The following is a 24,904-nucleotide window of genomic DNA, read 5'->3' as shown; positions in this document are numbered from 1 at the left end:
TGCGACCCCCGCACCCATACTACTGAGGCACTCCCCCGGCCTGCCTGCCATGTGCGACAGCACACATGCCGGCGGCCATAGGATGCTGGCATGAGCGATTCAACGACGAACACCTCCGACGTCCTGGCCCTCGACTCACTGCTGACCGCGGACGAGCTTGAACTCCGCGAAAAGGTCCGCGACTTCACTGCCCACCGCATCCGGCCAAACATCGCCCGCTGGTACGAGGACGCAGTTTTCCCGCGTGATATCGCTCCCGAGTTGGGCGAGCTCGGCGTCCTGGGTATGCATTTGGAGGGTTATGGCTGTCCCGGCCGGACCGCCGTCGAATATGGTGTGGCAGCGATGGAACTGGAGGCCGGCGACTCCGGGATCCGCACCTTCGTTTCCGTGCAGGGCTCACTCGCCATGACAGCTATCCATAAGTGGGGCTCGGAGGCGCAGAAGCGGCAGTGGCTTCCACGCATGGCGGCCAGCGAGCTGATTGGATGCTTTGCCCTGACGGAACCGACAGCGGGTTCGGATCCTTCGTCCATGACGACCTTTGCCCGCGAAACGTCCGACGGTTGGGTCCTGGACGGTGCCAAGCGGTGGATCGGGCTCGCGTCGATTGCTGACGTCATAGTGGTGTGGGCCAACACTGAGGACGGTATCCGCGGCTTCCTGGTTGCCGCTGGAACCCCCGGGGTAGCGGCAACACCGATCGAGCCAAAGCTATCCATGCGCGCGTCCGTTCAGTGCGATGTGACGTTCGACGACGTGCGGCTTGGTCCAGATGCCATCCTCCCGGGTGCCATGGGACTTCGGGGACCATTCTCCTGCCTGAACGAGGCGCGCTACGGAATCGCGTGGGGTGCCATGGGAGCCGCACGCGACTCCTACGAGGCTGCGTTGGACTACGCAGGCAACCGACTCCAGTTCGGACGCCCGTTGGCGGGCTACCAACTGACGCAGGAGAAACTGGTGAACATGCTGGTGGAAATCCAGAAGGGCACCATGCTGGCCCTGCACCTGGGCCGCCTGAAGGATGCCGGACACCTTCAGCCACAGCAGATTTCCCTGGGCAAGCTGAACAACGTCCGCGAGGCCATCAAGATCGCCCGCGAAGCGCGGACCATCCTCGGCGGGAACGGCGTCACCCTCGACTACTCACCCCTGCGGCATGCCAGCAACCTGGAATCCGTGCGGACCTATGAAGGCACGGACGAGGTCCACACCCTGATCCTGGGCCAGCACATCACAGGCATCGGGGCTTTTCGCGGCTAACGCACCCAACCAAGTAGCAGCACATGTCGGTTTGGGCCCCCAACGGGACATGTGCTGTTACCTGGTTGGGTCAGGCCTCGGGGAGGACCAGGAGCTTGAAATAGCCGCGCAGGCCCTTGACCACATCCACGTCGTCGGGAGCCAGCAACCACTGGGTCTGGAGCCCGTCCCACAAGGCAACCAACGACATGGAAGCTTCATCAGGATCAACTCCGGGGCGGAGCCTGCCCTCGGCCGCCAGTTCAGCGAAGCGGCGGCCGTAGCTCCTCCGCAAGCGTTGGTAGCGCTCCGTGAAGTACTCCCGACCCGGGTGGCCATCAGTGACGGACTCGGCGCAGAGCACCGTGTACAGCTCGATGACGCCCGGAATGTCCTCGTTGAAGAGCGCTGTCCGGATCACGGAGTCCACCAGGCCTTCCTCCATGTCATCGGGGAATGAGCCGCCGGTGATTTCATCGCGGCGCTTCAGGACTGCCATGAGGAGGTCGCTCTTGGACGCGAAGTAGTGCAGCAGGCTTGTCTGGCTCAGGCCTACGCGATCGGCAACATCCTGCAGGGATCCCCCGCGGTAACCACGGGCAGCGAACACCGCATGGGCAGCGTCGAGGATGGTCCGACGCCGTTCCTCGGATTTCGCGTACGGGCCCCGCCTCGCTGCGCGGCCCACGTCCTTTGTGGTCATGGCTAGTCAGTGTACATGCGTGTTACATCCTCGAATATGAAATTCGAGTAAGTACTCGAATTTTCTGTTACCGTGGTCACACTTGCCGCTGCCGGGACCCACGAATCCGCGCGCCGGCATAGTCAACCTGACACGAAGAGGTGAAGGCTCATGACCCGTTTCACGCGAAGACAACTCCTGGGCGCAGGCCTGGGTACAGCAGCCATGGGCCTGCTGGCCGGGTGCGCTACTCCAGGAACCCAGTCCGTCAACGCTGCCCCAACCATCCCCGCTGCCGGCGGGCCTGTGCGGCTCACCTACTGGGCTTGGCTCAAGGATTTCCAGAACGTTGCCGACATCTGGAATGCCGCCAACCCGAACATCCAGGTGGACGTGGTGTGGATTCCAGGCGGCAATGCCGGCGGATACCAGAAGCTCTACTCGGCCCTCGCTGCAGGCGGCGGACCGGACCTCGCCCAGGTTGAACTACGCTCCATTCCCGAGTTCATGCTGGTCAACGGGCTGGTGGATCTCTCCCGCTACGGTGCCGACCAGCACGCGCACCTTTACGACCCCACGCTGTGGAAGCAAGTCAGCTACACGGGCGGAATCTACGGCATCCCCCAGGACTCCGGGCCAATGGGCATGTTCTACCAGCCCGCCATCATGGACAAAGTGGGCGCAAGCACCCCGGAAACCTGGGATGAATGGGCCAGCGTTGCCACGGAGCTAAGGGCGGTTGACACCTATCTGGACTGCTTCCCCATCAGCGATGCCTCGCCGTTCGCTTCGTTTGCCGCACAGGCCGGGGCCGCCTGGTTCCGTCCCGAAGAGGACGGCTGGGTCATCAACATGACCGACGACGCCACGCTGAACACCGCGCGTTTCTTCGACAAAGCGATCGACGACGACCTCGTCACCACCGCGTATGGCGCCTTTTCGCCGGGCTGGTTCGCTGCGGCAGGCAAGGGCGGCATTGCCTCGACCATTACCGGAAGCTGGGGCGATGCCCTGGTTCAGGGCGTCAGCGGCTCCGAGGGAAAATGGCGGGTTGCGCCCATGCCCACGTGGGGCGGTACCGGGTTCGGTTCCACCTACCTTGGCGGTTCCACGGCTGCTGTCCTCGCCAACAGCAAGCACCCCAAGGAAGCCCTCGAGTTTGCCGTGTGGCTGACCACATCCAAGGAGGGAATCGACGCCGAGATCAAGAACAGCGGCATCGGATGGTCCCCCAATCCCGACTTCATCGGATCGGACCGCCAACAACCGTCGGCGTTCTTCGGCGCTCAGCGCTACAACGAGGAAGTCTTCGTCCCTGCCACTCAGCAGCAGAACCCTGACTGGTCCTGGTGGCCGGTGACGCAGCAGTCCTTCAACATCCTCAGCGACGGTTTCCGCAAGAAGGCGTTTGGGACCTCGTTGGTGGATTCCATAGCCGCCTCGGAACAGCAGATCATCACCGTTTTCAAGAACAAGGGCCTCACCATCCGGAAGGAAACGGCATGACGACTACCCGCACTGCACCCACTGTGCAGCGTCCCGCTACAGCGGCCCGTAGTGGCAAACGTACGGGTGCTGCCGGACGCGCACCCTGGCTCCTGCTGGCACCGTTCCTGGGGCTCTTCATCCTCACGTTCCTGCTCCCAATTGTTGTGGCCATCATGTCCAGCTTCACCAAGGTGACGCGCAGCGGCCTGTTCGGCGAAGCCGGCGTGACCAGTGAGTTCGCCGGTTTCAGCAACTACGCCCAAGCATTGGCAGACGGCAGCTTCGTCGCCTCGATTGGCCGTATGCTGCTGTTCGGCATCGTCCAGGTGCCCGTCATGATTGTCCTATGCACCGCGTTGGCACTCATGCTGGAATCGGCCTCGGCAAAGTGGCCGGGTTTCTTCCGCGCCGCCTATTTCCTCCCGTACGGTGTGCCCGGCGTCATCGCCACCATCCTGTGGTCCTTCTTGTATGTGCCTGGACTCAGCCCACTGTTCGACGCAGCCAAGATCGTAGGCCTGACGCCCGATTTCCTGGGTGCCAACAGCGTGCTGTGGTCAATCGCCAACATCGTCACGTGGAGCTACACGGGCTACAACATGCTGATCATCGTGGCGCAGCTCAAAGCCATCCCGGTGGAACTCTACGAGGCCGCCAAGGTGGACGGGGCCTCCACGTGGCGCGTGGCCCGCAGCATCCAGCTCCCCCTGATCCGCCCGGCCCTCATGCTCACTACTGTCTTCTCCATCATTGGAACCCTCCAGCTCTTCGCCGAGGCCCAGGTCCTCAAGACTGTAGCCCCTGCCATCGACAGCCAATACACGCCGAACCTCAGCGCCTACACCACGGCCTTCGCCTATAACGACTACAACGTCGCAGCAGCCCAGTCGGTCATCATCGCCGTGGCCGCGTTCGCCCTGTCCTTCGCCTTCCTCGCACTGACGAACAGGAAGTCATCATGACCGTCACAGCCACGAAACCAACCACCGCACCGGTACGCAGCAAGCCTTCTTCCGGTCCGGACCGCTCAGCCGGACGACGACGGTCATCCACCATCATCGTCACCGCACTTTTGGTGGTGGTGGCCCTGTACTTCCTGATTCCCGTGTACTGGGTCTTCGTTGCCTCCACCAAGTCCACGGCGGATCTCTTCTCCACCAACGGCTTTTGGTTCGCGCCAACGTTCTCCTTGTGGGAAAACATCGGCCGGGTAGTCAGTTACGACAACGGCATCTTCGGCCGCTGGTTCCTGAACTCCGCGATCTATGCCGGCGTTGGTGCGCTCCTGGCCACGTATTTCGCTGCCGCTGGAGGCTACGCACTGGCCAAGTACGAATTCCGCGGCCGGAATCTGGTCTTCGGCACCATCCTGGGTGGCGTGCTGGTTCCCGGCACGGCCACGGCGTTGCCCCTCTTCCTGCTGTTCAGCCAGATGGGCCTGGCCAACACATACTGGAGCGTCCTGTTGCCATCGCTGGTCTCGCCGTTCGGCCTGTTCCTGTGCAGGATCTACGCGCAGGCCACCGTGGACACCTCGCTGATCGAGGCCGCCAGGATCGACGGCGCCGGCGAACTCCGCATCTTCCACACCATCGGGCTCAAAGTCCTGACCCCGGCACTGGTGACGGTTTTCCTGTTCCAACTGGTGGGCATCTGGAACAACTACTTCCTGCCGCTGGTCATGCTCTCCGACTCAGAGCTCTACCCCATCACCCTGGGCCTGAATAACTGGCTGAGCCAGGTTGACCGCTTGCCCGAATTCTATGAACTGACCACCGGTGGAGTGTTGCTCTCCATCATTCCGCTCAGCATCGCCATGGTTGTCCTGCAGCGCTTCTGGCGCGGCGGACTGACAGAAGGAGCCGTTAAATAATGTCCGACGCCAGCTACATCACAGACACCGGACCGGGATCCGGGAACCGCCTCCCTGCCCGCTCTTGGCTGCACACAGATGCTCCGACCCTCTCCCTGAATGGACAGTGGCGTTTCCGGCTCCTCCCGGGCGCACCGGGAACCCCGGGCGGCCGCGGTGTCCTCCCTGCGGGCGAGGCAATCGAAGGCATCGCTGAGGAGACCCTGGACGATTCCGCGTGGGACCGGATTCCCGTTCCGGCGCACTGGGTCCTGGAGGGCGACGGTAACTACGGGCGGCCCATCTACACCAACGTCCAATTCCCGTTCCCCACTGATGCTCCCCACGTCCCGGACGATAACCCCACAGGCGACTACCGCCGGAGCTTTGAGGTACCGGAACACTGGAGCGCCGCCGGGAAGACAATCCTGCGCTTTGACGGCGTCGAATCCCGGTACAAAGTGTGGGTCAACGGCCTTGAGATCGGCGTTGGCACGGGCAGCCGGCTGGCACAGGAATTTGATGTCACCGAAGCAATCCGTCCAGGACACAATGTGCTCGCGGTCCGCGTTCACCAGTGGTCAGCCTCCAGCTACGTCGAGGACCAGGACCAGTGGTGGATGCCGGGCATCTTTCGGGACGTCACGCTCCAAGCACGACCGAAAGAGGGCATCGACGACGTCTGGCTGAGGACATCCTTCGCCAATGGCGCGGGCACCATCGACCCCGAAATCACGGCTGATGCAGCCTCCTACCCCATCCGGTTGTCCGTCCCCGAGCTGGACGTCGACGTCGTATGGCCCTCCCCTGCCGACGTCGCCCCGGTGGCGATCACCGCCGTCGAACCCTGGTCCGCGGAGGTTCCGCGTCTGTACAACGCGACGGTGGCAAGCGAAGGCGAGACCATCTCCCTGCGCCTGGGATTCCGCACGGTGGAGATCAAGGGCGACCAGTTCCTGGTGAACGGCCGGCGCGTGGTGTTCCACGGCGTGAACCGCCATGAAACGCATCCGGACCGCGGCAGGGTCTTCGATGAGGACTTCGCCCGGGCCGACCTTGCCCTGATGAAGCAGTTCAACGTCAACGCCATCCGCACCAGCCACTACCCGCCGCACCCCCGCTTGCTGGACATCGCCGACGAGATGGGCTTCTGGGTGATCCTGGAATGCGACTTGGAAACGCATGGCTTCGAACGGCATGGCTGGGTGGGCAATCCCAGCGACGACCCCGCCTGGCGCGAAGCATATGTGGACCGGATGGAGCGCACGATGGAACGGGACAAGAACCACCCGTCCATCGTCATGTGGTCCCTCGGAAACGAGTCCGGCACAGGTTCCAACCTGGCTGCCATGTCCGCATGGGCCCACGCCCGTGACACTGGCCGGCCCGTCCATTACGAAGGCGATTACACCGGCGCTTACACGGATGTCTACTCGCGCATGTACTCCTCCGTTCCTGAGACTGAGGCGATTGGCCGCGACGATTCCGGCTCGCTTTTGCTGGGCTGCTCCGCGGCAGAGTCCGCACGGCAGCGCACCAAACCGTTCATCCTGTGCGAATACGTTCATGCCATGGGCAACGGTCCGGGCGCGATCGACCAATACGAGGACCTGGTGGACCGCTTCCCGCGGCTGCACGGCGGGTTTGTCTGGGAGTGGCGGGACCACGGTATCCGCACCACCACCGCCGATGGCACGGAGTTCTACGCCTACGGCGGCGACTTCGGCGAGGTTGTCCACGACGGCAACTTCGTGATGGACGGCATGGTCCTGTCGGACTCCACGCCGAGCCCGGGGCTCTTTGAGTACAAGCAGATCGTCGCTCCCCTGCGCCTGAACTTCAGTGCGGAGACGCACGACGGCGGCACTCGCCGCTTCGTCTCCGTCGCCAACCTGCGGCACACGGCCGATGCGTCCGACGTCGTGCTGCGCTGGCGCACCGAGGTGGACGGCCTTGTGCAGGTCTCCGGAGAGCTCGACGTCGTCACGTCAGCGGGCACGCCCCTGGCCGCCGGCGATACGACCCTGATCGAACTGCCGGAGTTCGCGGGCGCGGCATCCGGTGAGTACTGGCTCACGGTGGAGGCCGTCCTGGGTAAGGACACTGCGTGGGCCGAGGCCGGGCATGTGATCTCCGCGGCGCAGCTGGATCTGACCGAAACCCGTCCCGGCCTGAGGGGACCCCGCCCCTTGGCATCATCCGAACGTAAAGCCGACATTGCGGAAGGCACCGTCTCGCTGGGCCCCGCCGTCTTCGAGGACGGCCGGTTAGCCTCGCTTGCCGGGCTTTCGGTATCCGGACCGCGGCTGGAAGTGTGGCGGGCACCCACGGATAACGACGCCGGGGCTGGCCGCGGCAGCTACGACCTCGCCGATCCATGGCTCAACAACGGCAACGGAACGCCTGCCCCGTCCATGGAATCAGTGTGGCGTGCTGCCGGCCTGGACCGGATCACCGCCCGGGTCGAGAAGGTTTCCGCCCACGAAACCGGCGTGGTGGTCCACACCCGCTACGCCGCCGCCGACGCCGCCCGTTGGGTCTCTGTGGAGGAGAACTGGCAACTGTCCGGCGGCGAATTGTGGCTTCGTGTGGAGATTGTTCCCAGCACCGGCTGGGACATGATCTGGCCACGCATCGGCGTCCGATTCGACCTGCCGGGCTCCGTGGACGGAGCTTCATGGTTCGGCGCCGGGCCCCGTGAATCGTACCCGGACAGCATGCACGCGACGCTGGTGGGCAGGTATTCGGCAGGCATTGACGAGCTCACGGTGCCCTACGCCAAGCCACAGGAATCGGGTCACCGGAGTGCTGTGCGGTCGCTTGACCTGCAGCAGGCAGGTACTCCTTGGCTGAAACTCGACGCCGCCCCTGACTCCGGTGGCCGCCTGCCGGGCTTCACTCTCGCCCGGCACACGGCACAGGAAATCTCAGCAGCCGGCCACGCGCATGAGTTGGCGGCGAGCCAAGGCAGTTACCTGTACCTCGACGCCGCCCAGCACGGCCTCGGATCCAGGGCTTGCGGACCGGACGTGTGGCCGGACCATGCACTGCGCCCTGAGGCCCGTACCCTGACGTTCCGGATCACCGAAGCGGGCTAGGACTCCCGTTGTGGGGCCCGCTATGCGCGCTTTCAGGCACAAATAGCGCGCAGAGTGGGCCCCGCAACCGGCCCCAGGCAACGTCTCATCAGGCGACCGCGACCGGTTCCTTCTTCGCGGCATCCTTACGAATGGTGGCGCTGATGACTGCGGCCACTGTGCACATGGCTGCCGCTCCGAGCCAGGCGTAGTTGTAGTGCCCGGTGGCGTCGCGAATGAAGCCGGCGGCGAGTGCGGCTGCCGCGGCGCCGAGTTGGTGGGCAGCGAACACCCAGCCGAACACCACGGAACCGTCAGCGCCGAACACTGAGCGGCAGATCGCCGCAGTCGGAGGCACGGTGGCAACCCAGTCGAGCCCGTACACCACTACGAAGATGATCATGCTCGGCTCCACGGATGAGCCCAGCAGCAACGGCAGGACCAGCAGCCCGATCCCACGGAACTGGTAGTACACGGCCAACAGGATCTTGGGGTTGAAGCGGTCGGTCAGCCAACCGGATGCGATGGTCCCCACGATGTCGAAGATTCCGACGACGGCCAGCAAGCCTGCCGCCGTGGTTTCGGGCATTCCGTGATCGTGGGCGGAAGGTATGAAGTGTGTCCCGATAAGCCCGTTGGTGGTGGCTCCACAAATGGCGAAGCCTGCGGCCAATGCCCAGAACGTCCGGACCTTGGCCGCCCGCTTGAGGACCTGCAAGGCACGGATCGCGGCATTGGCGGAGTCCTTCGGAGCAGACGACGCAACCGCAGCGTCAGGCTTGCCTGCCGACGTCGCGGGTGATCCGGCGTCGGCGGCCTTCACCTCGGGTGCCTCGGCGCCGTACGGCAAAACCCCGACGTCGGCCGGTGAGTTCCGCAACCAGCGCAGCACCAGCGGGACAACCGCGAGCGCACCCGCGGCGATAAGCAAGGAGGCGCCCCGCCAGCCCGGGTTCTGGGCCAGGGCGGCAATGAAGGGAAGGAACACCAGCTGCCCGGCGGCACTGCCGGCAGTCAGGATCCCGATCACCAGCCCACGGCTCTTGGCGAACCAGGTGTTGGCGATGGTGGCCGCGAAGACCAGGGCCATGGAGCCCGTACCGAGTCCGATCAGGAGCCCCCAGGTAAGCAGGATCTGCCAGGACTGGTTCACGAAGACAGTGAGGGCCGAGCCCAGGCCGATGAGGCACAACGCGAGCGAGGTGACCTTGCGGATGCCGAAGCGCTCCATGAGGGCCGCCGCGAAGGGTGCGGTCAAGCCGAAGAGGACCAGGTTGATACTGACGGCCAGCGACAACACCGTGGTGGACCAGCCGAACTCCTGCTGCAGCGGGACCATGAGCACGCCGGGCGCTGCACGGAAACCGGCTGCTCCCACGAGGGCAAGGAACGCCACCGCGGCGACAATCCAGGCCGGATGCAGTCGCCGTCGTTTGCCGGTGGGAGCGCCGGTTGTTCCGGGCGGTGTCCCTGTGACGTCGGGAGCGGTCATGCGGAGATCTCCGTTTCGATGGTGCGGGTGTTCTGTGGCGCGACGGCCAACGGCAGCGGATGGTCGCTGCGTTTGAAGCTGTGCCAACTGGTGTTGGCGGCCGTCAGCCGCGTCCCGCAATGGGTGCAGGTGTCTGCCGAGGACGTGGCCTGCCCGCAGTCCGTGTGGATGACCCTCATGTGGGACACCTCGTTGGGTGCATCCAAGTGCTTTTCGGCCCAGATAATGATGGCGTTGAGGACAGGCAACGCGTCCTCGCCTTTGGGCGTGAGGATGTACTCCTGCCGTACGCGGCTGCCGTCCTGGTAGGGGCGCTGGGCCAGGAGGCCGGACTCGAGCAACCATCCCAGCCGCTTGCTGAGGACGTTGTCCGCAACCTCGAGGCGCTTTTTGATCGCGTCGTACCGGCCGTTGCCGAAGAAGATTTCCCGCAGGACCAGGCTCCCCCAGGGATCGCCAAGGACGTCGAGGCCGCGGGCAAGGCTGCACGTACGGGCGGACCAGTCGGAACGAAGAGGCATGCGGTCAACGTAGCTGACTTTTCTAAAGAAAGCTAGGTTGTTTCTGCTTCCCGGCCTTGTTTGACGCCGGGGGACGCTACATCCAAGTAGCGCCCCGGAAAAAGACGAGTATCCCCACAAGGTTCACATCGGCCGGGGAGTTCCTACAATCGAAAGTGTCTGGGGATTCTGAATATCCGTTCCGGCTTTCCTAGCGGATCCATTCCCGCTTGGAGTTCCCATGGCTCTGCAGGGCGATCCACAATTGCACATTCCCCCGGCGTCGGAATCACCCTCCCGCTTCAGGCGGGCAGTGCCGGGCGTCACCCTCAAGGCCCTTGTGGTGGCTGGAACCATGGTTGCGGCCATCGCCATGACCCTGCAGCTCCCGGGCATCGATTTGCCGCAACCTGCCGATCCGTCCGCTGCCAGCGACTCCATGCCCTTCGCGCGCCAGGCTTCACCCGCCGTCGTCAGCCCAACCGTGGAATCGGCCGCACCGGCCCAGCCACCTCCAGCCGCACCGGCCCCACCCGCCGAAGCACCTGAACCGCCACCGGCCGCACCGGCCCCACCCGCCGTCGTGGTTCCCCCCGCAGAGGCGGCCCCGCAACCCCCGGTCAACGAGCCCCAGCCAGGGCAGCCCGGATGGACCATCCATGTAGCCGGTGCCGGAGGACAGGACCTGGTGGATGCCTGCATCGGCCCGGTCCACTTCACGCCCACCGACGCCTACTCGCTTTTCATCACTGAGCACGACTACTGCGGCGGGTGGGCACGGTTCTCGGGCATCACCGTGGGCCAAACAGTCACCCTGGCCGGCTACGGAACGTACACCGTGGACGCGCTTGGGCAGGTCCCGTTGGGCGGCACCACAGATCACGTCTCGGCAGTTTTCGGCGGCTTTCCCAAAGCAGTGCTGCAGACCTGCATCCCTGGCACCAGCCGGATGCTGGTCATCGCGCTGAACTAGCAACGACAAACGGAAAGTGTGATCTACGCGACACACCCCACCGGTTTGCCCTGGTTTCATCGGAGGTTAACTCGGGGTGCCTAAGCTTGCCCGGTCTACTCTGACCACGAAAGGCTCCCTTGAATGTCCTCGAATACTCCTGAAATGGTTAATCGTTCAACCGAATCGACCGGACTCTCGCGCCGCGGTTTCCTCGGCACCGCCGCTGCAGCGACGGCGCTTGCAGCCACCGGGTCACTGCTCCCACCCTCCGTGCAGGCCGCGATGGCCAAGCCGGTGCCGCCGGGAAGCCTGAAGTCCATCAAGCACGTGATCATCCTGATGCAGGAAAACCGCTCGTTCGATCACTACTTCGGATCGCTGCGTGGCGTCCGGGGATACGGCGACAAGGCCGTCACCCGTTTGCCCAACGGCAAGTCCATGTTCGAGCAGCCCCGGGCCACCGGCGAGACCGTCCTGCCATTCTCGCTCCGCAAGGCCGCGGAACTTGCCGGCAGGCCCGGTTCCGATATCCAGTACCTGGGCGATTTGGACCACTCCTTCAACGGAACCACCACGGCCTGGAACAACGGCTGGTGCGACAAGTGGATTCCTGCCAAGAGCGCATCCACCATGACGTTCTACGAGCGCCAGGACATCCCGCTGCAGTACGAACTCGCGGACACCTTCACCATCTGCGATGCCTACCACTGCTCCGTCAACGGGTCCACGAACCCCAACCGCAACTACCTCTGGAGCGGAACCACGGGCACTGAGCCAGCCAGCACCAAGCGTGCCGTCACGAACGCCGCCTACGGCTACGACCACGGAGGCTACGACTGGACCACTTACCCTGAGCGCCTGGAACAGTCGGGGGTCTCGTGGAAGATCTACCAGGACTGGGACAACTTCACGGACAACGCCGTGGAGTACTTCCAGACCTTCAAGGCAATCGGCCGCAAGATGCTCGCATCGGTGGAGGGAAACCTGCGCACCACCGAGGAGTTCTACGACTCGATCAAGGGCAAGGCGCCCGCTGAGCAGGACCGCCTTCTTGCCCAATTGGAGCAGGGTCGCGCCGCCCTCACAGACGCGGAAAGGTCCCTGTTCGATAAAGCCATGTGGCGTGGCCGTCCCGAGACCCTCCTGCAACGCCTCAGCGCAGATATCGAGGATGGCACCTTGCCGCAGGTCAGCTGGCTGGTGCCGTCCGCAGCTGACTCCGAACACCCCGGCGCTTCTACACCGGTGGGCAGCGCGAACTTCGTCTACCGCCTGCTGGACACCGTCGCGAGCAACCCGGACACATGGGACAGCACCGCGATCTTCCTGAACTTCGACGAGAACGACGGCTACTTCGACCACGTCCCGCCGCCTGTCCAGCCGCGTCCGGCATCAGGCGAGTCCACTGACTGGACCACATCCCGGCCCATCGGCCTTGGCCCCCGCGTGCCCATGACGGTGGTCTCGCCCTGGACAGTGGGCGGCTACGTCAGTTCGGAAGTCTTCGACCACACCTCCGTGCTTCGCTTCCTGGAGCGCTGGACCGGCGTTGAGGAACCGAATATTTCTCCATGGCGCCGGGAAGTCTGCGGCGACCTGACCGGAGTGTTCAACTTCGCCTCCCCCGGCACGCCACCGGTTCTCGACCACCCCGCCGCGGTACCCGCCAAAATCAGCCGCTGGCGCCCGAACCCTCCGGCGGTCCAGGTGGCCCCGATCCAGGAAACCGGCAGCCGCCCGGCCCGGCCTCTCCCCTACCGTCCACAAGTCTCGGCTGCAGTAAAACCGGGCAGGATTGCCCTGGCGCTGACCAACAAAGGAACCAGTTCCACCCACTTCACCGTGTACGGCTACGCGGGCGAGGTCACCGAACCCAGGCACGCGGACGTCCTCGGCAGCCAGGAGATGGAACTTCCGCTGGCCTCCGGCGCCTTCGACGTCGTCGTCACCGGCCCCAACCGGTACCACTACGAACTGAAGGGCACGACGGCCGGCGCTGCGTCCGGCGTCGACGTCACCGTTACTGGACGCCGCGGCAAGAAGGCCGTGGAACTGGAGTTGAGCAACAACGGCGCTGCAACGGTCAACGTAAAGCTGGAGTCACTGCAGTACGCGGTCAACAACCAAACCGTGAAGCTCAAGGCGGGCCACACCAGGAAGATCGGCTGGGACACCGTGGAGGGTTGGTACGACCTTCAGCTCACCTCGGCCGATGACGCGTCGTTCAGGCGGCGTCTGACCGGGCGTGAGGAAGACGGCCGGGAGGGCATCTCAGGCTAGGCGCGGCAACAGATCCGGCCCTTGTCCGCACCATGCACCTTATAGCGGTTAGGTGGGCGGACAAGGGCCGGATTCGTTGGCATGATTCGATGCCTAGGGCTTATTTCCTGGTTCGCGAAGGATGATATGCCAGGGCCCAATAGACCAGCATGGCGATCCCGCACACCACGCCAAGGCTGGAAATCATGAGCTGCCACTGGGTCTGCGGATCCTTGCCCCACTCGGCAGCACCGGCCCACACGGCCAGGTTCTTGGGGGTCATGAAGAACGCGACGGTGGAGCACGCCACAATGGCCCAGCCGGCGGTGCGCATCCGACCGGAACGCGAAGGGACCCGATGCATGGCGAACGCCATGCTGGGCAGGGCAACAGCAACCCACACCCAGTGATGGGACCACGAGACAGGGCTGATCAGGAGCATCAGGATGGCGGTGGCTGATACTGCGATGAAGTTCTCGTCAGCGTCCACGGCCCACTTGATGATGAGCCCCGCAAGGATCACCAGCCCCAGGGACAGGACCATCCAGACAACGTTGGTGAGGGAGGAGTCAGGCATGCCAAAGTGCAGCAGCAGCCCCTTGACCGAGAGGTTGTCCACGTACGCGGGTCCACCGATGCGGCCGGTGTCGGGCAGTATCTTGGTCCAGAAATCCACGGAAGCCTGCGGCAGCACAGCCCAAGCCAAGGCAATGGAGCCAAAGAAGCCCACGGCCATCCAGCCCAAGGCCTTGAAGTCGCGGCGAACCAGGAAATACAGCCCAAAGGCCAGCGGAGTGAGTTTCACCCCGGCAGCCAAACCAATCAGGAGGCCTGCGGGCCACCGGATAGCACCTGCCCGAGCCTTACCGTACAGGGCGAAATCCGCCAGGATCACGCCCATCAGGATGATGTTGATCTGCCCAAAGACGAATGTGTCCCGCCAGGGCCCCAGGAGCAAAATCGCCCCGGTTCCCACCAAAGCCGTTGTCCGGAAGCGGTAGTCGGCAAACGCCTCCCGCCAGGTCTTCACACCGAAATAGTGCCTTGCCAGCCACGCGGCCACCACAGCGGCACCCACCAAGGCAACGACGATGAACACCAGGCTGCTGGCGAAGAAGCCCATGGCCGCAAGACCGGTAAAAAGCAGCGCAGCAAAGGGCGGGTAGGTGAACGGCAGGCCCTCCCGCACCGCGTAGAGATCCCCACCCTCCAGGACCTTGCCGCCGCCGTAGAAGTAGACCTCGAAGTCGTTCAAGGCCGGCTGGTAGTCGGTGTAGAGGAACCACACGGCCACAGCGAGGGTCAGTGCACCGGCGATCGTGAGGATCCAGCCCCGCTGCCTGGTGGGGGCCACCGTCTGTGAAGGAGAAGCCACAGTGTCAGCCGTTGCTGATCTTCGCGAAGGCCTGCTCAAGGTCGGCAATCAGGTCCTCGGCTTCCTCGATGCCGCAGGAGAGGCGCAGGAGGTTGACGGGGACGGCAAGCTCGGTGCCTTTGACAGAGGCGTGGGTCATTTCCGACGGGTAGTTCATGAGGGATTCAATGCCGCCCAGGGATTCCGCCAGGGTGAAGACCGAGGTGGACTCTGCAACCGTGCGCGCTGCTGCCTCGCCGCCCTTGAACTGAACGGACACCATCCCGCCGAACTTCTTCATTTGCTTGGCAGCGAGCTCGTGGCCCGGGTGGTCAGGGAGGCCCGGGTACAGCACTGCTTCCACCTCGGGACGCTGCAGCAGCCATTCAGCCACGGCCTGGCCGTTCTCGCTATGGCGATCCATGCGGACACCCAGGGTCTTGAGCCCGCGGGTGGTGAGGAACGCATCCATGGGACCGGAGACCGCACCCACGGCGAACTGGATGAAGCCGATCTTCTCCGCGAGCTCAGCGTCCTTCACCACAATGGCGCCACCCACAACGTCGGAGTGTCCGCCGATGTACTTGGTGGTGGAGTGGACCACCACGTCCGCGCCCAAAGCGAGCGGAGTCTGCAAGTAGGGCGAAGCGAAGGTGTTGTCGACCACCAGGAGGGCACCGGCATCGTGCGCTACGGCGGCGAGTGCCTCGATGTCGGTGATCTTCATCATCGGGTTGGACGGCGTCTCCACCCAGACGATGCGGGTGTTGTTCGCAGCGACTGCGGCAGCCACGGCGTCCAGGTCCGACATGTCCACGGAGGTGTTGCCGATGCCCCAGTCTCCCAGGACACGGTTGATGAGGCGGTAGGTGCCGCCATAGGCGTCGTTGCCCAGGACGATGTGGTCACCGGGACGCGCGATGGCGCGGATCAGCGAATCCTCGGCAGCGAGTCCCGAGCCGAAGGAGAACGCTGCAGTGCCGCCTTCAAGGGCCGCCAGCTGCTCCTGGAGGGCGTCGCGCGTCGGGTTGCCGCCACGGCCGTACTCGTATCCGGAGCGCAGGTTGCCGATGCCGTCCTGGGCGTACGTGGAGCTGAAGTGCAGCGGCGGCACCACAGCGCCGGTCCGCGGTTCGAAGGCCTGTCCGGCGTGGACGGCACGTGTGTTGAACCCGGCGTTGTTGGTGGCAGACATGGATGCTCCTCTTGGTTCATTCAAAGTGGGATCGGTCAACGGTTGGATCGGGCGCCGGCTGGATCGGGCGCCGGCTTGAATGGGGCGCAAGGCGCCTAGTTGCTCAGGTATGCCAGAAGGTCGTGGCGCGTCAGGATGCCCACGGGGGCGCCGGCGAAGGTCACCATGACGGTATCGACGTCGGACAGCAGCTCGCGCGCGGCGGAAATGGTTTCCAGTGAGCCGATTACGGGCAGTCGCTCGCCCATGTGTTCGGAGATTTTGTCCATCAGCTTCGCTTCGCCGCGGAACAGCTTGCTGGTGAGGCTACGCTCGTCCACGGCACCCACGACCTCGCCCATTACGACCGGCGGCTCCTGGGAGAGCACCGGGATGTGGGAGACGCCGAATTCGTTCATGATGTTGATGACGTCACGGACAGACTCGTTCGGGTGGATGTGGACCAGGTCCGGCATCTCCCCCGTCTTGGACTTGAGGACCTCGCCCACCGAAGACTCTTCGCCGCCGGAGAGGAAGCCGTAGGAGCGCATCCACTGGTCATTGAAGATCTTGGCCAGGTAGCCGCGACCGGAATCCGGGAGGATCACCACCATCACAGCGGACTCGTCCAAGTCCTTGGCCGCCTGCAGGGCCGCAACAACAGCCATGCCGGACGAGCCGCCCACCAGGAGGCCTTCCTCGCGGGCAAGCCGGCGCGTCATGGAGAAGGAGTCGGCATCGGACACGGCGATAACGTCGTCAGGCACGGAAGGATCGTAGTTGTCGGGCCACATGTCCTCACCCACGCCCTCAACGAAGTAGGGCCGGCCGCTTCCGCCTGAGTAGACCGAACCTTCCGGGTCCGCACCGATGATCTTGACCCGGCCGCCGTCGGACTCTGCACGGTCAGCCGAGACCTGCTTGAGGTAGCGGCCTGTGCCGGTAATCGTGCCGCCGGTTCCGGCGCCGATGACCACGTGCGTGACCTTGCCGTCGGTGTCCTGCCAGATTTCAGGGCCAGTGGACTCGAAGTGGCTGCCGGGGGCGGCGGGGTTTGAGAACTGGTCCGGCTTGAAGGCGCCCGGGATCTCGCTGACCAGGCGATCGGAAACGCCGTAGTAGCTTTGCGGGCTGTCCGGAGCCACGGACGTGGGTGTGACCACTACCTCGGCACCGTATGCCTGCAGGACGGCGCGCTTGTCCTCTCCCACTTTGTCCGGCACCACGAAAATGCACTTGTAGCCCTTTTGCTGGGCCACCAGCGCCAATCCCACTCCGGTGTTGCCCGACGTCGGCTCAACGATGGTTCCGCCCGGCTTGAGCCGTCCGTCCTTTTCCGCATCCTCGATCATCTTCACGGCGATCCGGTCCTTGATGGATCCGCCAGGATTGACGTATTCGAGCTTGACCAGGACGGTGGCTTTGATCCCGTCCGTTACGTGGTTGAGCTTGATGAGCGGCGTATTGCCGATGAGGTCCAACACGGACTGGGCGTACTTCATAGGTACAAAGTTACCGCCTGCCCGCAGTGGGGCTTGCTTCGTCCCCTACCAGGCGGGCCGGGTCCGGGTGCCCGCAGGGCCGGGCGCGGACTAGGTTCCGGCGGAGGTGTCGGTCTGCCACACCCCCAGGACGTTGCCCTCAGTGTCCTTGAAATAGGCATACCAGCCCATGGTGGGGACGGCGTCCTTGGCCTGGACAACGCTGCCGCCGGCGGACTCCACCTGCTCAAGGGCTGCGTCGATGTCCTCCACGTCGATGGTCAGGATGGGGGTCTTCAGGGCGTCCGTCCGTGGGAACAGGGCGCCGTTGATGGCTCCTGGTTCCTTGGGCGTCCCGGTTTGTTCGTCCGAGGGTGCGGTCAGGGCGATGGTGTAGTCCATCCCCTGCATGGGGCTCAGGTTCCAGCCGAACGTGCTCGCATAGAATGCGTTGGCCCTGTCCTTGTCGTCCGTCGGAATCTCGAAATGCACTATTGCGGCCACGATTCGCGCTCCTTGTACCTGGGATATGGCGCGGCCCACCCACGCCACATCAGGGAGTCTAGCCCTGGCCGGCTGCTGCCGTAAGGGGTTGATTGAGCTCATTGTCAGCCGGGCGTGGGACCATGAAAACATGACCATCGCAGACGCCCCGCCCGTTGTTGCGGCCGCGGCAGATGCAGCCGTCAGGTGGCATCCGGGCGGTTCCTTCCGTTTGGACCAGACCATGTTTCCGCTGATGCGCGGCAACGCGGATCCTTCCTTCGCGGCACACCACAATGGCTTCTGGATGGCTTTCACTGCTCCCTCGGGCCCCGTGACTCTCCGCCTCTCGGCAGGCGGTTTGGGCGCCGATTCCTTCGTGGACGCACAAGCCTGGGGACCCGGAGCAGCGGATGCCATTGCCGGAGTGCCGAGGCTCCTGGGCGCCGATGACGATTGGTCCGCGTTCGACGAGCCCACGTTCCATGCCACCCTCCCGCGCCGTGTCACTGAAGCACGACGCCGGAACCTCGCTCTGCGGCTGCCCTCCACCGGGCGGGTGGTTGATTCACTGGTGCCCACCATTTTGGAGCAAAAGGTCACCACGTTGGAGGCAAGGCGCGGCTACCGGTATCTGATGTACCGCTACGGAACGCCAGGGCCGGGCAGGGCTCCTGCTGGACTCCTCGTTCCTCCCACCGCCAGGCAGTGGCTGGCCATTCCGTCCTGGGAATGGCACAAGGCCGGGGTTGGACCACAGCGTTCGGCCACGGTGATGCGGGCGCTGCAGTCCGCCGTCGCTCTTGAACGGCTGGCCGGGGTGGACTCAGCCCAGGCCGGTGCCAAGCTGCAGACCATTCCTGGAATCGGCATCTGGACAGCTGCCGAAGTTGTCCAGCGGACCCACGGCTGCCCGGACTCGATTTCCGTGGGCGACTACCATTTGGCTTCGTACGTGGGCTATGCATTGACCGGTCAAAAGACCGACGACGCCGGCATGCTCCAACTCCTGGAGCCGTGGCGCGGGCAGAGGCAGCGGCTGGTCAGGATGCTGTATCTGAGCGGCTTCCGGAAACCCACGTTCGGCCCACGAATGACCGTTCAGGATCACCGCCAGCACTGACCTTTTAAAGCAACGCGGGGTCAGATACGGCCCATCCTGGCTCCATCTTTGGGCCGTAAGTGACCCCGGGTTGCTTAGGGCGCACGCAGCTTCGCTTTCTTGATTCTCCCGATCGCTCCAGCAAAGCCATCGGCCAGATCGTCGGCATTGAGCTTGAAGTAGCTCCACCCCGCGCTTAGAAATGCCTCATCCCGCCGATTATCGCGCGATTGTTGCTGCCTCGTCAGGTGGTGCGCTCCGTCGTACTGGACCGCAATCCGGAAACGTCGGTATCCAAGATCGGCCGCAGGTGACATGGGGTCCGTCGGGTTAAGCCGCAATTGCAGTTCCGGTTCGGGCAGTCCGGCGTCCCTCATGGCCAGTCTCAAGAATGTCTCGGGATACGAATCGGCACCCACCTGCATTTCTTCGAGTGCGAGCCTTGCCTTCTCCACCCCCTGAAGATTGGGGTGTTGTCGTATCAGCAGGTGCAGTCCGGAGAGGTGGGCGTAGGGCTCCGTACGAAACTCCAACGACGGGCGTGGCCGCCTGATCAACTGGTCCCCCATGGCAATCACATAATTGAGGGGAAGAACGCGGGCCAGGTCCAGCCACGTCCGGGGACGCACCGATACTGGAATTCCGTCCAAGTCTATAACTTCCCCGGGATGAACACGGACGCGGTGCCCGGTTACTCCGGAACGGCGGACCCTTGGAAGGGTGTGCGGTTTGCTGAGGTGAATGGACTTTCCGCCATCCATCCACGGAGGGAGCCCCAAACCCGTAAGGATTGCCGCAGTTTCGTGGGAAATCCATGCTCCCGGTGTTGCCTCCGTAAGCACCCGGGCGCGTTCAACCAAGTCGAGGGGTCTCCCCTTTGGCACGTGAATCAACCGGCCGCCGTCGGAGAGGTCTTTCGCCCTCAGCCTCTTGGCCGGGATGCCAAGCTCGCGTGATTCGTAGGTGGTGAACGCCCGGTACCGGAGTCCCTCGGGCAGCGGGTTGATACGGACCATGCCTTCAAGTCTGTCGGCGAAGCGCGGCCCTCAAGGCGTTATCCACAGGTTGAGTTCCCAAAGATGCGACGCGGGGTCACTTACGGCCCATTAGCGGCCCCAACATGGGCCGTAAATGACCCCGCGTTGGAGTTATAGGTGCAGGCGGGACACCGCTTCCTGCCTCATGTCCACCTTCCGAACCTTGCCCGAGACCGTCATGGGGAAGCTCTCGCGGACGTCCACATAGCGGGGAATCTTGTAGTGGGCCAGCTTCCCGCGGCAGTATTCGGCTACGTCCACGGCGGTCAGCGGCTCTGCACCTGGTTTGAGGATGATGCACGCCATCAGTTCCTCACCGTATTTTTCGTCCGGAACGCCAATCACCTGGACATCCTGGATGGACGGGTGCAGATACAGGAACTCCTCGATCTCCCGGGGGTAGACGTTCTCCCCACCCCGGATCACCATGTCCTTGATCCGGCCCTCGATCACCAAATAGCCGTCCTGGTCCATGCGGGCCAGGTCACCGGTGTGCATCCAACCCTCAGCGTCGATCGCTTCTGCCGTCTTGTCCGGCTGGCCCCAATAGCCTTGCATCACCGCGTAACCGCGCGTGCAGAGTTCACCGATCACGCCACGCTCCACCACCTCGCCCGAGCCCGGGTCCACGATCCTGCTCTCCAAATGCGGCATGGTCCGGCCCACCGTGGTGGTCCGCTGCTCCAGGGTATCCCCCGCCCGGTTCATGGTGGATACAGGCGAGGTTTCGGTCATGCCATAACAGATGGCCACATCCACCATGTGCATCTCGTCGATGACCCGGCGCATCACTTCGATGGGACACAATGACCCTGCCATGACGCCGGTCCGCAGGGTCGAGAGGTCGTAGGATGCGAATTCCTCCAGCGCCAACTCCGCAATGAACATGGTGGGGACGCCGTAGAGCGAGGTTCCGCCGAAGTCCTGCACCGCTTCCAACGCGGCCGACGGGTTGAAGCCGCGGCCGGGAATGATGGTTGCCGCGCCGAAGCTCAACGCGTTCAGATTGCCGATCACCATGCCGAAGCAGTGATAGAACGGCACCGGAATCACCACACGGTCTTGCTCGGTGTACCGCAGGAGACGCCCGATTGAGTTCCCGTTGTTCAGGATGTTGTGGTGGGTCAGGGTGGCACCCTTCGGGAAGCCTGTGGTTCCAGAGGTGTACTGCAAGTTGATGGGATCGTACGGGTCCAGTTCGGCCATGCGGTCCGCCACTGCTGAAGGCCCGACGCCGTCAGCCCGGGTCAGGAGCTCGGCATAGGTGAGTTCGTGGTTGGCTTCCGGTTCGCCCACGGTCAGCCCGAGGGCAGGGTCTCCCGGGAGGAAGACGATTTCCCGGAGTTCGGGACAGTTGGCGGCCGCGTTTCTGGCCATGCCCACATAGTCGCTGTTTTTGTCCGACGGAGCGGCAACCAGCATCCGCATGCCGTTCTGATTCACCACGAACTCCAGCTCATGGCTCCTATATGCGGGGTTCACATTGACCAGCACCGCGCCGATCTTTGCGGTGGCGTACTGGAGGATGGTCCATTCGGCGCAGTTGGGACTCCAGATGCCGATCCGCTCGCCCTTGGCCACCCCGATGGCGAGCAAGGCCCGGGCGAGGCGATTCACGTCGTCGTTCAGCTTTTGGTAGCTCCAGCGGCGGGCGTCACCGCCAGGCGTCGCGGCCGCTTCAATCAGGGCGTCCCGCAAAGGGAACTGGGCGGCGATGCGCTCAAAATTGGCGCCGATGGTCTCTTCGAGCAGCGGGACGTCAGTGTCTCCGGCAGTGTAGGACAACATGACGGAACGCTACCAAGGGACTGGGCGCAACAGAACCGTAACCACCTCCAGTGGGGCCGTGTCCTGCCGGTAGGGTTGGATCCATGAGTGCACCCATTGACCTGCAGGCCACGTTCATCCCCAACGAAGGCGAGTTCTTCCGTGTGAAGCTCGCTTTGGAAATCGCCATCGACGAGGTCGTGAACGAGCCCGGCTGCATCCGGTACGAGCTGACCGAGGCCACCGAAGAGAAGCTGGTCCTGACCGAGCGTTGGGAATCAGAGGACCTCCTCGAGAAGCACTCCAAGGGTATTGCCGTCCAGGACCTGAACGAGTCCCTCAGCGCGCTTCTTGCCGAGCCCGTCACGCTCGAACGGCTCTAGCCTCTTCCCGCTTCAGCCCGGCGACATCGCCGGAAAGCTGCGATGACGCTCTTAACGCAACGAGGTCGCCGGAATTCTCCGGCGACCTCGTTTGCTTCCGGCGGCTTCGGTGTTTCAAGCAGCCGGGCTGGTCTTTAGTTTTCCTGGGCCTCGGCGCGCGCCTTGGCAACGTGGGCGTGGACTTCTTCCATGTCCAGTCCCTTCACGGCCTCGATGACCTGCTCAAGCTGCGGGCCGTTGAGGGCGCCCGGCTGCGAGAAGACCAGGACCTTTTCACGGAAAGCCATCAGCGTGGGGATGGAGGTGATCCCGGCTTCGGCAGCGAGCTGCTGCTCGGCCTCGGTGTCCACCTTCGCGAACACGACGTCAGTGTGCTTCTCCGATGCAGCCCCGTACGTGGGGGCAAACTGGCGGCAGGGGCTGCACCAGGCAGCCCAAAAATCCACCAGGACAATGTCGTTGTCCTCGATAGTCGATGCGAACTGTTCTCCAGTGATGTCAACTGTAGCCATGCTTCCACGGTACGCGACCATGCCTGCTAAGTCCCGTGGAGCACCACCCTGTTCGCTTCCCGCGTTACAGGGAATAAACAGCTACTTGGCCAACACGTACTTCACTGCGGATGCGTAGAGCGGCGCCACCTTGTTGTGGCCCGTCTGGTTCATATGGGCGCCATCGAGGTAGTCGCCGGCTGCCCCGGCAATGGTTGCGGTGCCGGACATCGAGATGCGCGGCCAACCACGGAGGGCCGCTTCGCGGGTCACGAGCCCGTCCACCCAACGGCGTTGGGCGTGGCTGGCATCGTAGCGGGAAAGGACGCCGTTGATCAGGATGGTGCTGCGGGGATACTTGCGGCGCAGCTCGTCCCAGAGCCGGTTCGCCTGCGAGAGGATGGCCGCGTCCGTCGCGCCGATCCTGGCATCGTTGCCGCCCAGGGTCACCACCACCAGGCCCGGATTTCCTTGCGGCAGGAGGATACGGTCCTGCGCCAGCGCATCAGTCGCGGAGCCACCACCGACGGCGGGACTTCCGGAAACATAGCCGATCCCGCCGATGCTGCGAACTACTTGGCGCGGGTAGCCGGCCGCCCGGGCGCCTTGCTCGCCCCACGAGTCCATGTCCAGCTGTGAGTCGCCAAGGAAAACCGCTGTGGATGCGTCAACGGCCTCGGCCGAGTAGAGCTCCCCGGTGGCATCGCTCCAGATGGTTTCCAACTTCTGGAAGGCCACGTGGGCGCCCCTGCCATCCGTCCAGGTGTCTTTTACCGGCCAACCGAATTCACCCGGGGTGATGGACCAGACTTTGTAGGTGGGGTGGCCAACAATCCGTGCTCCCGTGGCCGGGCCCCACACCAGCCAGCCGTTGGCGAACTGCTGAACGAGTCCACCGGCCCGCGGAAGCTTGTCAGTGAGGGGAAGACCCAACTGACCGGCCGCTCCGCCCAGCGAGTTGTAGCGGTTATGAACATCCCCATGGGTGGTGGAGTGCGCACCCGTTGCCGCCGACCAGTAGACCGTACCGCCTTGGAAGAGCTGGTAGACGAAGTTGTTTTGCCTGACTTCCTCTCCCACTGGATACCCGAGGGCACCGTTTTGGCCCCCCGTGGATGACCAGTAGCTTCGGATGGCCCCGGTCAGGGCCTTGGCGCCAGTGGCCGGTGACCAGATGATGGTTCCGCGCTGGTATTTCTGGGACGAGCCTCCGCTCTTCAGGCCCAAAGCTTCGTCTGTGGCCGGGTATCCCAGCTCGCCTTCCTCCATTCCGGCCCGCCGCCAGCGTTCACGGATGGCACCCATGGATGGATGGGCACCAGTGGCCGGTGACCACACCACAAAGCCGCGTTCGAAGGCTTGCCACGCGCCGCCGTCGCGCAGTCCGGTGCTTTCCCCGGTGACCGGGTAGCCGAGGAAGCCACCTTCGAAGCCGCTGCGGCCCCAAGCCAGATGGATGGATCCGCCAGTACGCTGGGCACCTGTGGCCGGTGAGTATGTGATGGTCCCGCGCTCAAATGACTGCTTGGAACCGCCGTTGCGGAGCCCGCTTGCCGTATCGGTGGCGGGATAGCCGTGGAAGCCGGCCGGGCCGTCGGCGCCCCACCACGATGTGCGGACAGGTCCGTTGACCACCACGCGTGCTCCCGTGCGTGCCGACCAGGCGATGTCGCCACCCGCGAATCGTTGGACGCAGCCGGCGTTGCTTCCACTTCCTGAGCATTCCTCGGCCCCAGTGGGGCGGAGCAGCACGCTTCGTGCCCACGCGCTGGTGTTGTAGAGGTGTCCGATGGCGCCCGTGAGGGCCGGGGTTGAAGCCTGGACTGTGGTGGAAGCCGCATCCGGGACCGCGAACGTTTGGGTTGGCAACGCCGCCCCCAGGGTGCCCGGAACCAGGAGCGCCACCGCCATCGAGCCCAGGAGCCAACGCCGCACGGGCCCCATCGCCGTCTTGGTAAAACCCACTTCGCCAACCCCCAACCTGCTGCCACATCAAAACACTGAGGCAAGTATCTGCGACGCCGGCAGTCCCAACACCGGCGACGCAGCCAATGGTGCCACATCGTTATGTCGCTGCCTCTT

20 protein-coding genes are annotated in these 24,904 nt (G+C 64.1%); 9 read left to right on the top strand and 11 right to left on the bottom strand.

Annotated elements, in window-relative coordinates; translation table 11 throughout:
- Nucleotides 1-90: 90 nt before the first annotated feature.
- Nucleotides 91-1,266 (top strand): acyl-CoA dehydrogenase family protein, encoded by a 1,176-nt coding sequence (locus tag ACSSVG_RS16410; protein WP_492415662.1) that lies wholly within the window; start codon nt 91-93, stop codon nt 1,264-1,266.
- 70 nt (nt 1,267-1,336) lie between these two features.
- Here the strand turns inward: ACSSVG_RS16410 and ACSSVG_RS16405 are convergent, their stop codons facing one another.
- On the bottom strand, nt 1,337-1,948 hold the full coding sequence (locus ACSSVG_RS16405) for a TetR/AcrR family transcriptional regulator (protein ID WP_492415661.1): 612 nt from the start codon (nt 1,946-1,948) through the stop codon (nt 1,337-1,339).
- A gap of 150 nt (nt 1,949-2,098) precedes the next feature.
- Between ACSSVG_RS16405 and ACSSVG_RS16400 the strand changes: the two genes are divergently transcribed.
- The 4 genes from ACSSVG_RS16400 to ACSSVG_RS16385 are packed head-to-tail and all read left to right on the top strand — an operon-like array spanning nt 2,099 to nt 8,365.
- Entirely contained in the window at nt 2,099-3,433 is a 1,335-nt protein-coding gene (locus ACSSVG_RS16400) for an ABC transporter substrate-binding protein (RefSeq protein WP_253468744.1), read from the top strand.
- Nucleotides 3,430-4,377: a carbohydrate ABC transporter permease gene (locus ACSSVG_RS16395; protein WP_231339796.1), complete on the top strand. Its 948-nt coding sequence runs from the start codon at nt 3,430-3,432 to the stop codon at nt 4,375-4,377. The genes ACSSVG_RS16400 and ACSSVG_RS16395 overlap by 4 nt, the downstream gene beginning before the upstream one ends.
- On the top strand, nt 4,374-5,288 hold the full coding sequence (locus ACSSVG_RS16390; RefSeq protein WP_231339795.1) for a carbohydrate ABC transporter permease: 915 nt from the start codon (nt 4,374-4,376) through the stop codon (nt 5,286-5,288). The genes ACSSVG_RS16395 and ACSSVG_RS16390 overlap by 4 nt, the downstream gene beginning before the upstream one ends.
- Nucleotides 5,288-8,365 (top strand): glycoside hydrolase family 2 TIM barrel-domain containing protein, encoded by a 3,078-nt coding sequence (locus tag ACSSVG_RS16385; protein WP_492415660.1) that lies wholly within the window; start codon nt 5,288-5,290, stop codon nt 8,363-8,365. The genes ACSSVG_RS16390 and ACSSVG_RS16385 overlap by 1 nt, the downstream gene beginning before the upstream one ends.
- An 88-nt stretch (nt 8,366-8,453) precedes the next feature.
- Here the strand turns inward: ACSSVG_RS16385 and ACSSVG_RS16380 are convergent, their stop codons facing one another.
- Both ACSSVG_RS16380 and ACSSVG_RS16375 read right to left on the bottom strand, forming a co-directional pair.
- Nucleotides 8,454-9,836 (bottom strand): MFS transporter, encoded by a 1,383-nt coding sequence (locus ACSSVG_RS16380; protein WP_492415659.1) that lies wholly within the window; start codon nt 9,834-9,836, stop codon nt 8,454-8,456.
- Nucleotides 9,833-10,357, bottom strand: a complete 525-nt coding sequence (locus tag ACSSVG_RS16375) for a winged helix-turn-helix transcriptional regulator (RefSeq protein ID WP_492415658.1) — start codon at nt 10,355-10,357, stop codon at nt 9,833-9,835. The genes ACSSVG_RS16380 and ACSSVG_RS16375 overlap by 4 nt, the downstream gene beginning before the upstream one ends.
- A gap of 220 nt (nt 10,358-10,577) precedes the next feature.
- Between ACSSVG_RS16375 and ACSSVG_RS16370 the strand changes: the two genes are divergently transcribed.
- Together ACSSVG_RS16370 and ACSSVG_RS16365 are read left to right on the top strand one after the other, a co-directional pair.
- Nucleotides 10,578-11,309, top strand: a complete 732-nt coding sequence (locus ACSSVG_RS16370) for a hypothetical protein (RefSeq protein WP_492415657.1) — start codon at nt 10,578-10,580, stop codon at nt 11,307-11,309.
- Nucleotides 11,310-11,453: 144 nt separating this feature from the next.
- Nucleotides 11,454-13,571, top strand: a complete 2,118-nt coding sequence (locus tag ACSSVG_RS16365) for a phosphocholine-specific phospholipase C (protein ID WP_492415656.1) — start codon at nt 11,454-11,456, stop codon at nt 13,569-13,571.
- Between the two features lie 100 nt (nt 13,572-13,671).
- Here ACSSVG_RS16365 and ACSSVG_RS16360 read toward each other — a convergent pair whose 3' ends face one another.
- The 4 genes from ACSSVG_RS16360 to ACSSVG_RS16345 all read right to left on the bottom strand — a co-directional run bounded on the left by ACSSVG_RS16360 (nt 13,672) and on the right by ACSSVG_RS16345 (nt 18,063).
- Complete coding sequence (locus ACSSVG_RS16360) at nt 13,672-14,925, bottom strand: glycosyltransferase 87 family protein (protein ID WP_231340734.1); 1,254 nt, start codon at nt 14,923-14,925, stop codon at nt 13,672-13,674.
- A 4-nt stretch (nt 14,926-14,929) separates the two neighbouring features.
- The gene (locus tag ACSSVG_RS16355; protein ID WP_492415655.1) at nt 14,930-16,099 is read right to left on the bottom strand and encodes a cystathionine gamma-synthase; all 1,170 of its coding nucleotides are present in this window, start codon (nt 16,097-16,099) and stop codon (nt 14,930-14,932) included.
- Between the two features lie 95 nt (nt 16,100-16,194).
- Nucleotides 16,195-17,580 carry a cystathionine beta-synthase gene (locus tag ACSSVG_RS16350; RefSeq protein ID WP_231340732.1) on the bottom strand — a complete coding sequence of 462 codons (1,386 nt, stop codon included), beginning with the start codon at nt 17,578-17,580 and terminating at the stop codon, nt 16,195-16,197.
- 90 nt (nt 17,581-17,670) lie between these two features.
- Nucleotides 17,671-18,063: a VOC family protein gene (locus ACSSVG_RS16345; protein ID WP_253468758.1), complete on the bottom strand. Its 393-nt coding sequence runs from the start codon at nt 18,061-18,063 to the stop codon at nt 17,671-17,673.
- 130 nt (nt 18,064-18,193) lie between these two features.
- Here ACSSVG_RS16345 and ACSSVG_RS16340 point away from each other — a divergent pair, with 130 nt between their 5' ends.
- A complete protein-coding gene (locus ACSSVG_RS16340; RefSeq protein WP_231340730.1) occupies nt 18,194-19,165 on the top strand; it encodes a DNA-3-methyladenine glycosylase family protein in 972 nt (323 codons plus the stop codon).
- A 74-nt stretch (nt 19,166-19,239) separates the two neighbouring features.
- Here ACSSVG_RS16340 and ACSSVG_RS16335 read toward each other — a convergent pair whose 3' ends face one another.
- Nucleotides 19,240-20,160, bottom strand: a complete 921-nt coding sequence (locus ACSSVG_RS16335) for a putative endonuclease domain-containing protein (protein WP_492415654.1) — start codon at nt 20,158-20,160, stop codon at nt 19,240-19,242.
- Between the two features lie 132 nt (nt 20,161-20,292).
- The gene (locus ACSSVG_RS16330; protein WP_492415653.1) at nt 20,293-21,969 is read right to left on the bottom strand and encodes an AMP-binding protein; all 1,677 of its coding nucleotides are present in this window, start codon (nt 21,967-21,969) and stop codon (nt 20,293-20,295) included.
- An 83-nt stretch (nt 21,970-22,052) separates the two neighbouring features.
- On the opposite strand from ACSSVG_RS16330, the gene ACSSVG_RS16325 reads away from it, so the two are divergent.
- Nucleotides 22,053-22,331 carry a putative quinol monooxygenase gene (locus tag ACSSVG_RS16325; protein ID WP_492415652.1) on the top strand — a complete coding sequence of 93 codons (279 nt, stop codon included), beginning with the start codon at nt 22,053-22,055 and terminating at the stop codon, nt 22,329-22,331.
- Nucleotides 22,332-22,465: 134 nt separating this feature from the next.
- Here ACSSVG_RS16325 and ACSSVG_RS16320 read toward each other — a convergent pair whose 3' ends face one another.
- Nucleotides 22,466-22,843: a thioredoxin family protein gene (locus ACSSVG_RS16320; protein ID WP_011775683.1), complete on the bottom strand. Its 378-nt coding sequence runs from the start codon at nt 22,841-22,843 to the stop codon at nt 22,466-22,468.
- A gap of 81 nt (nt 22,844-22,924) precedes the next feature.
- Nucleotides 22,925-24,787 carry an SGNH/GDSL hydrolase family protein gene (locus ACSSVG_RS16315; protein ID WP_492415651.1) on the bottom strand — a complete coding sequence of 621 codons (1,863 nt, stop codon included), beginning with the start codon at nt 24,785-24,787 and terminating at the stop codon, nt 22,925-22,927.
- Between the last annotated feature and the right edge of the window lie 117 nt (nt 24,788-24,904).

This window comes from Paenarthrobacter sp. E2MeOHC11, assembly GCF_058744955.1.
The sequence above is the reverse complement of the archived record's forward strand: the minus strand, read 5'-3'. Positions and strand labels throughout refer to the sequence as shown.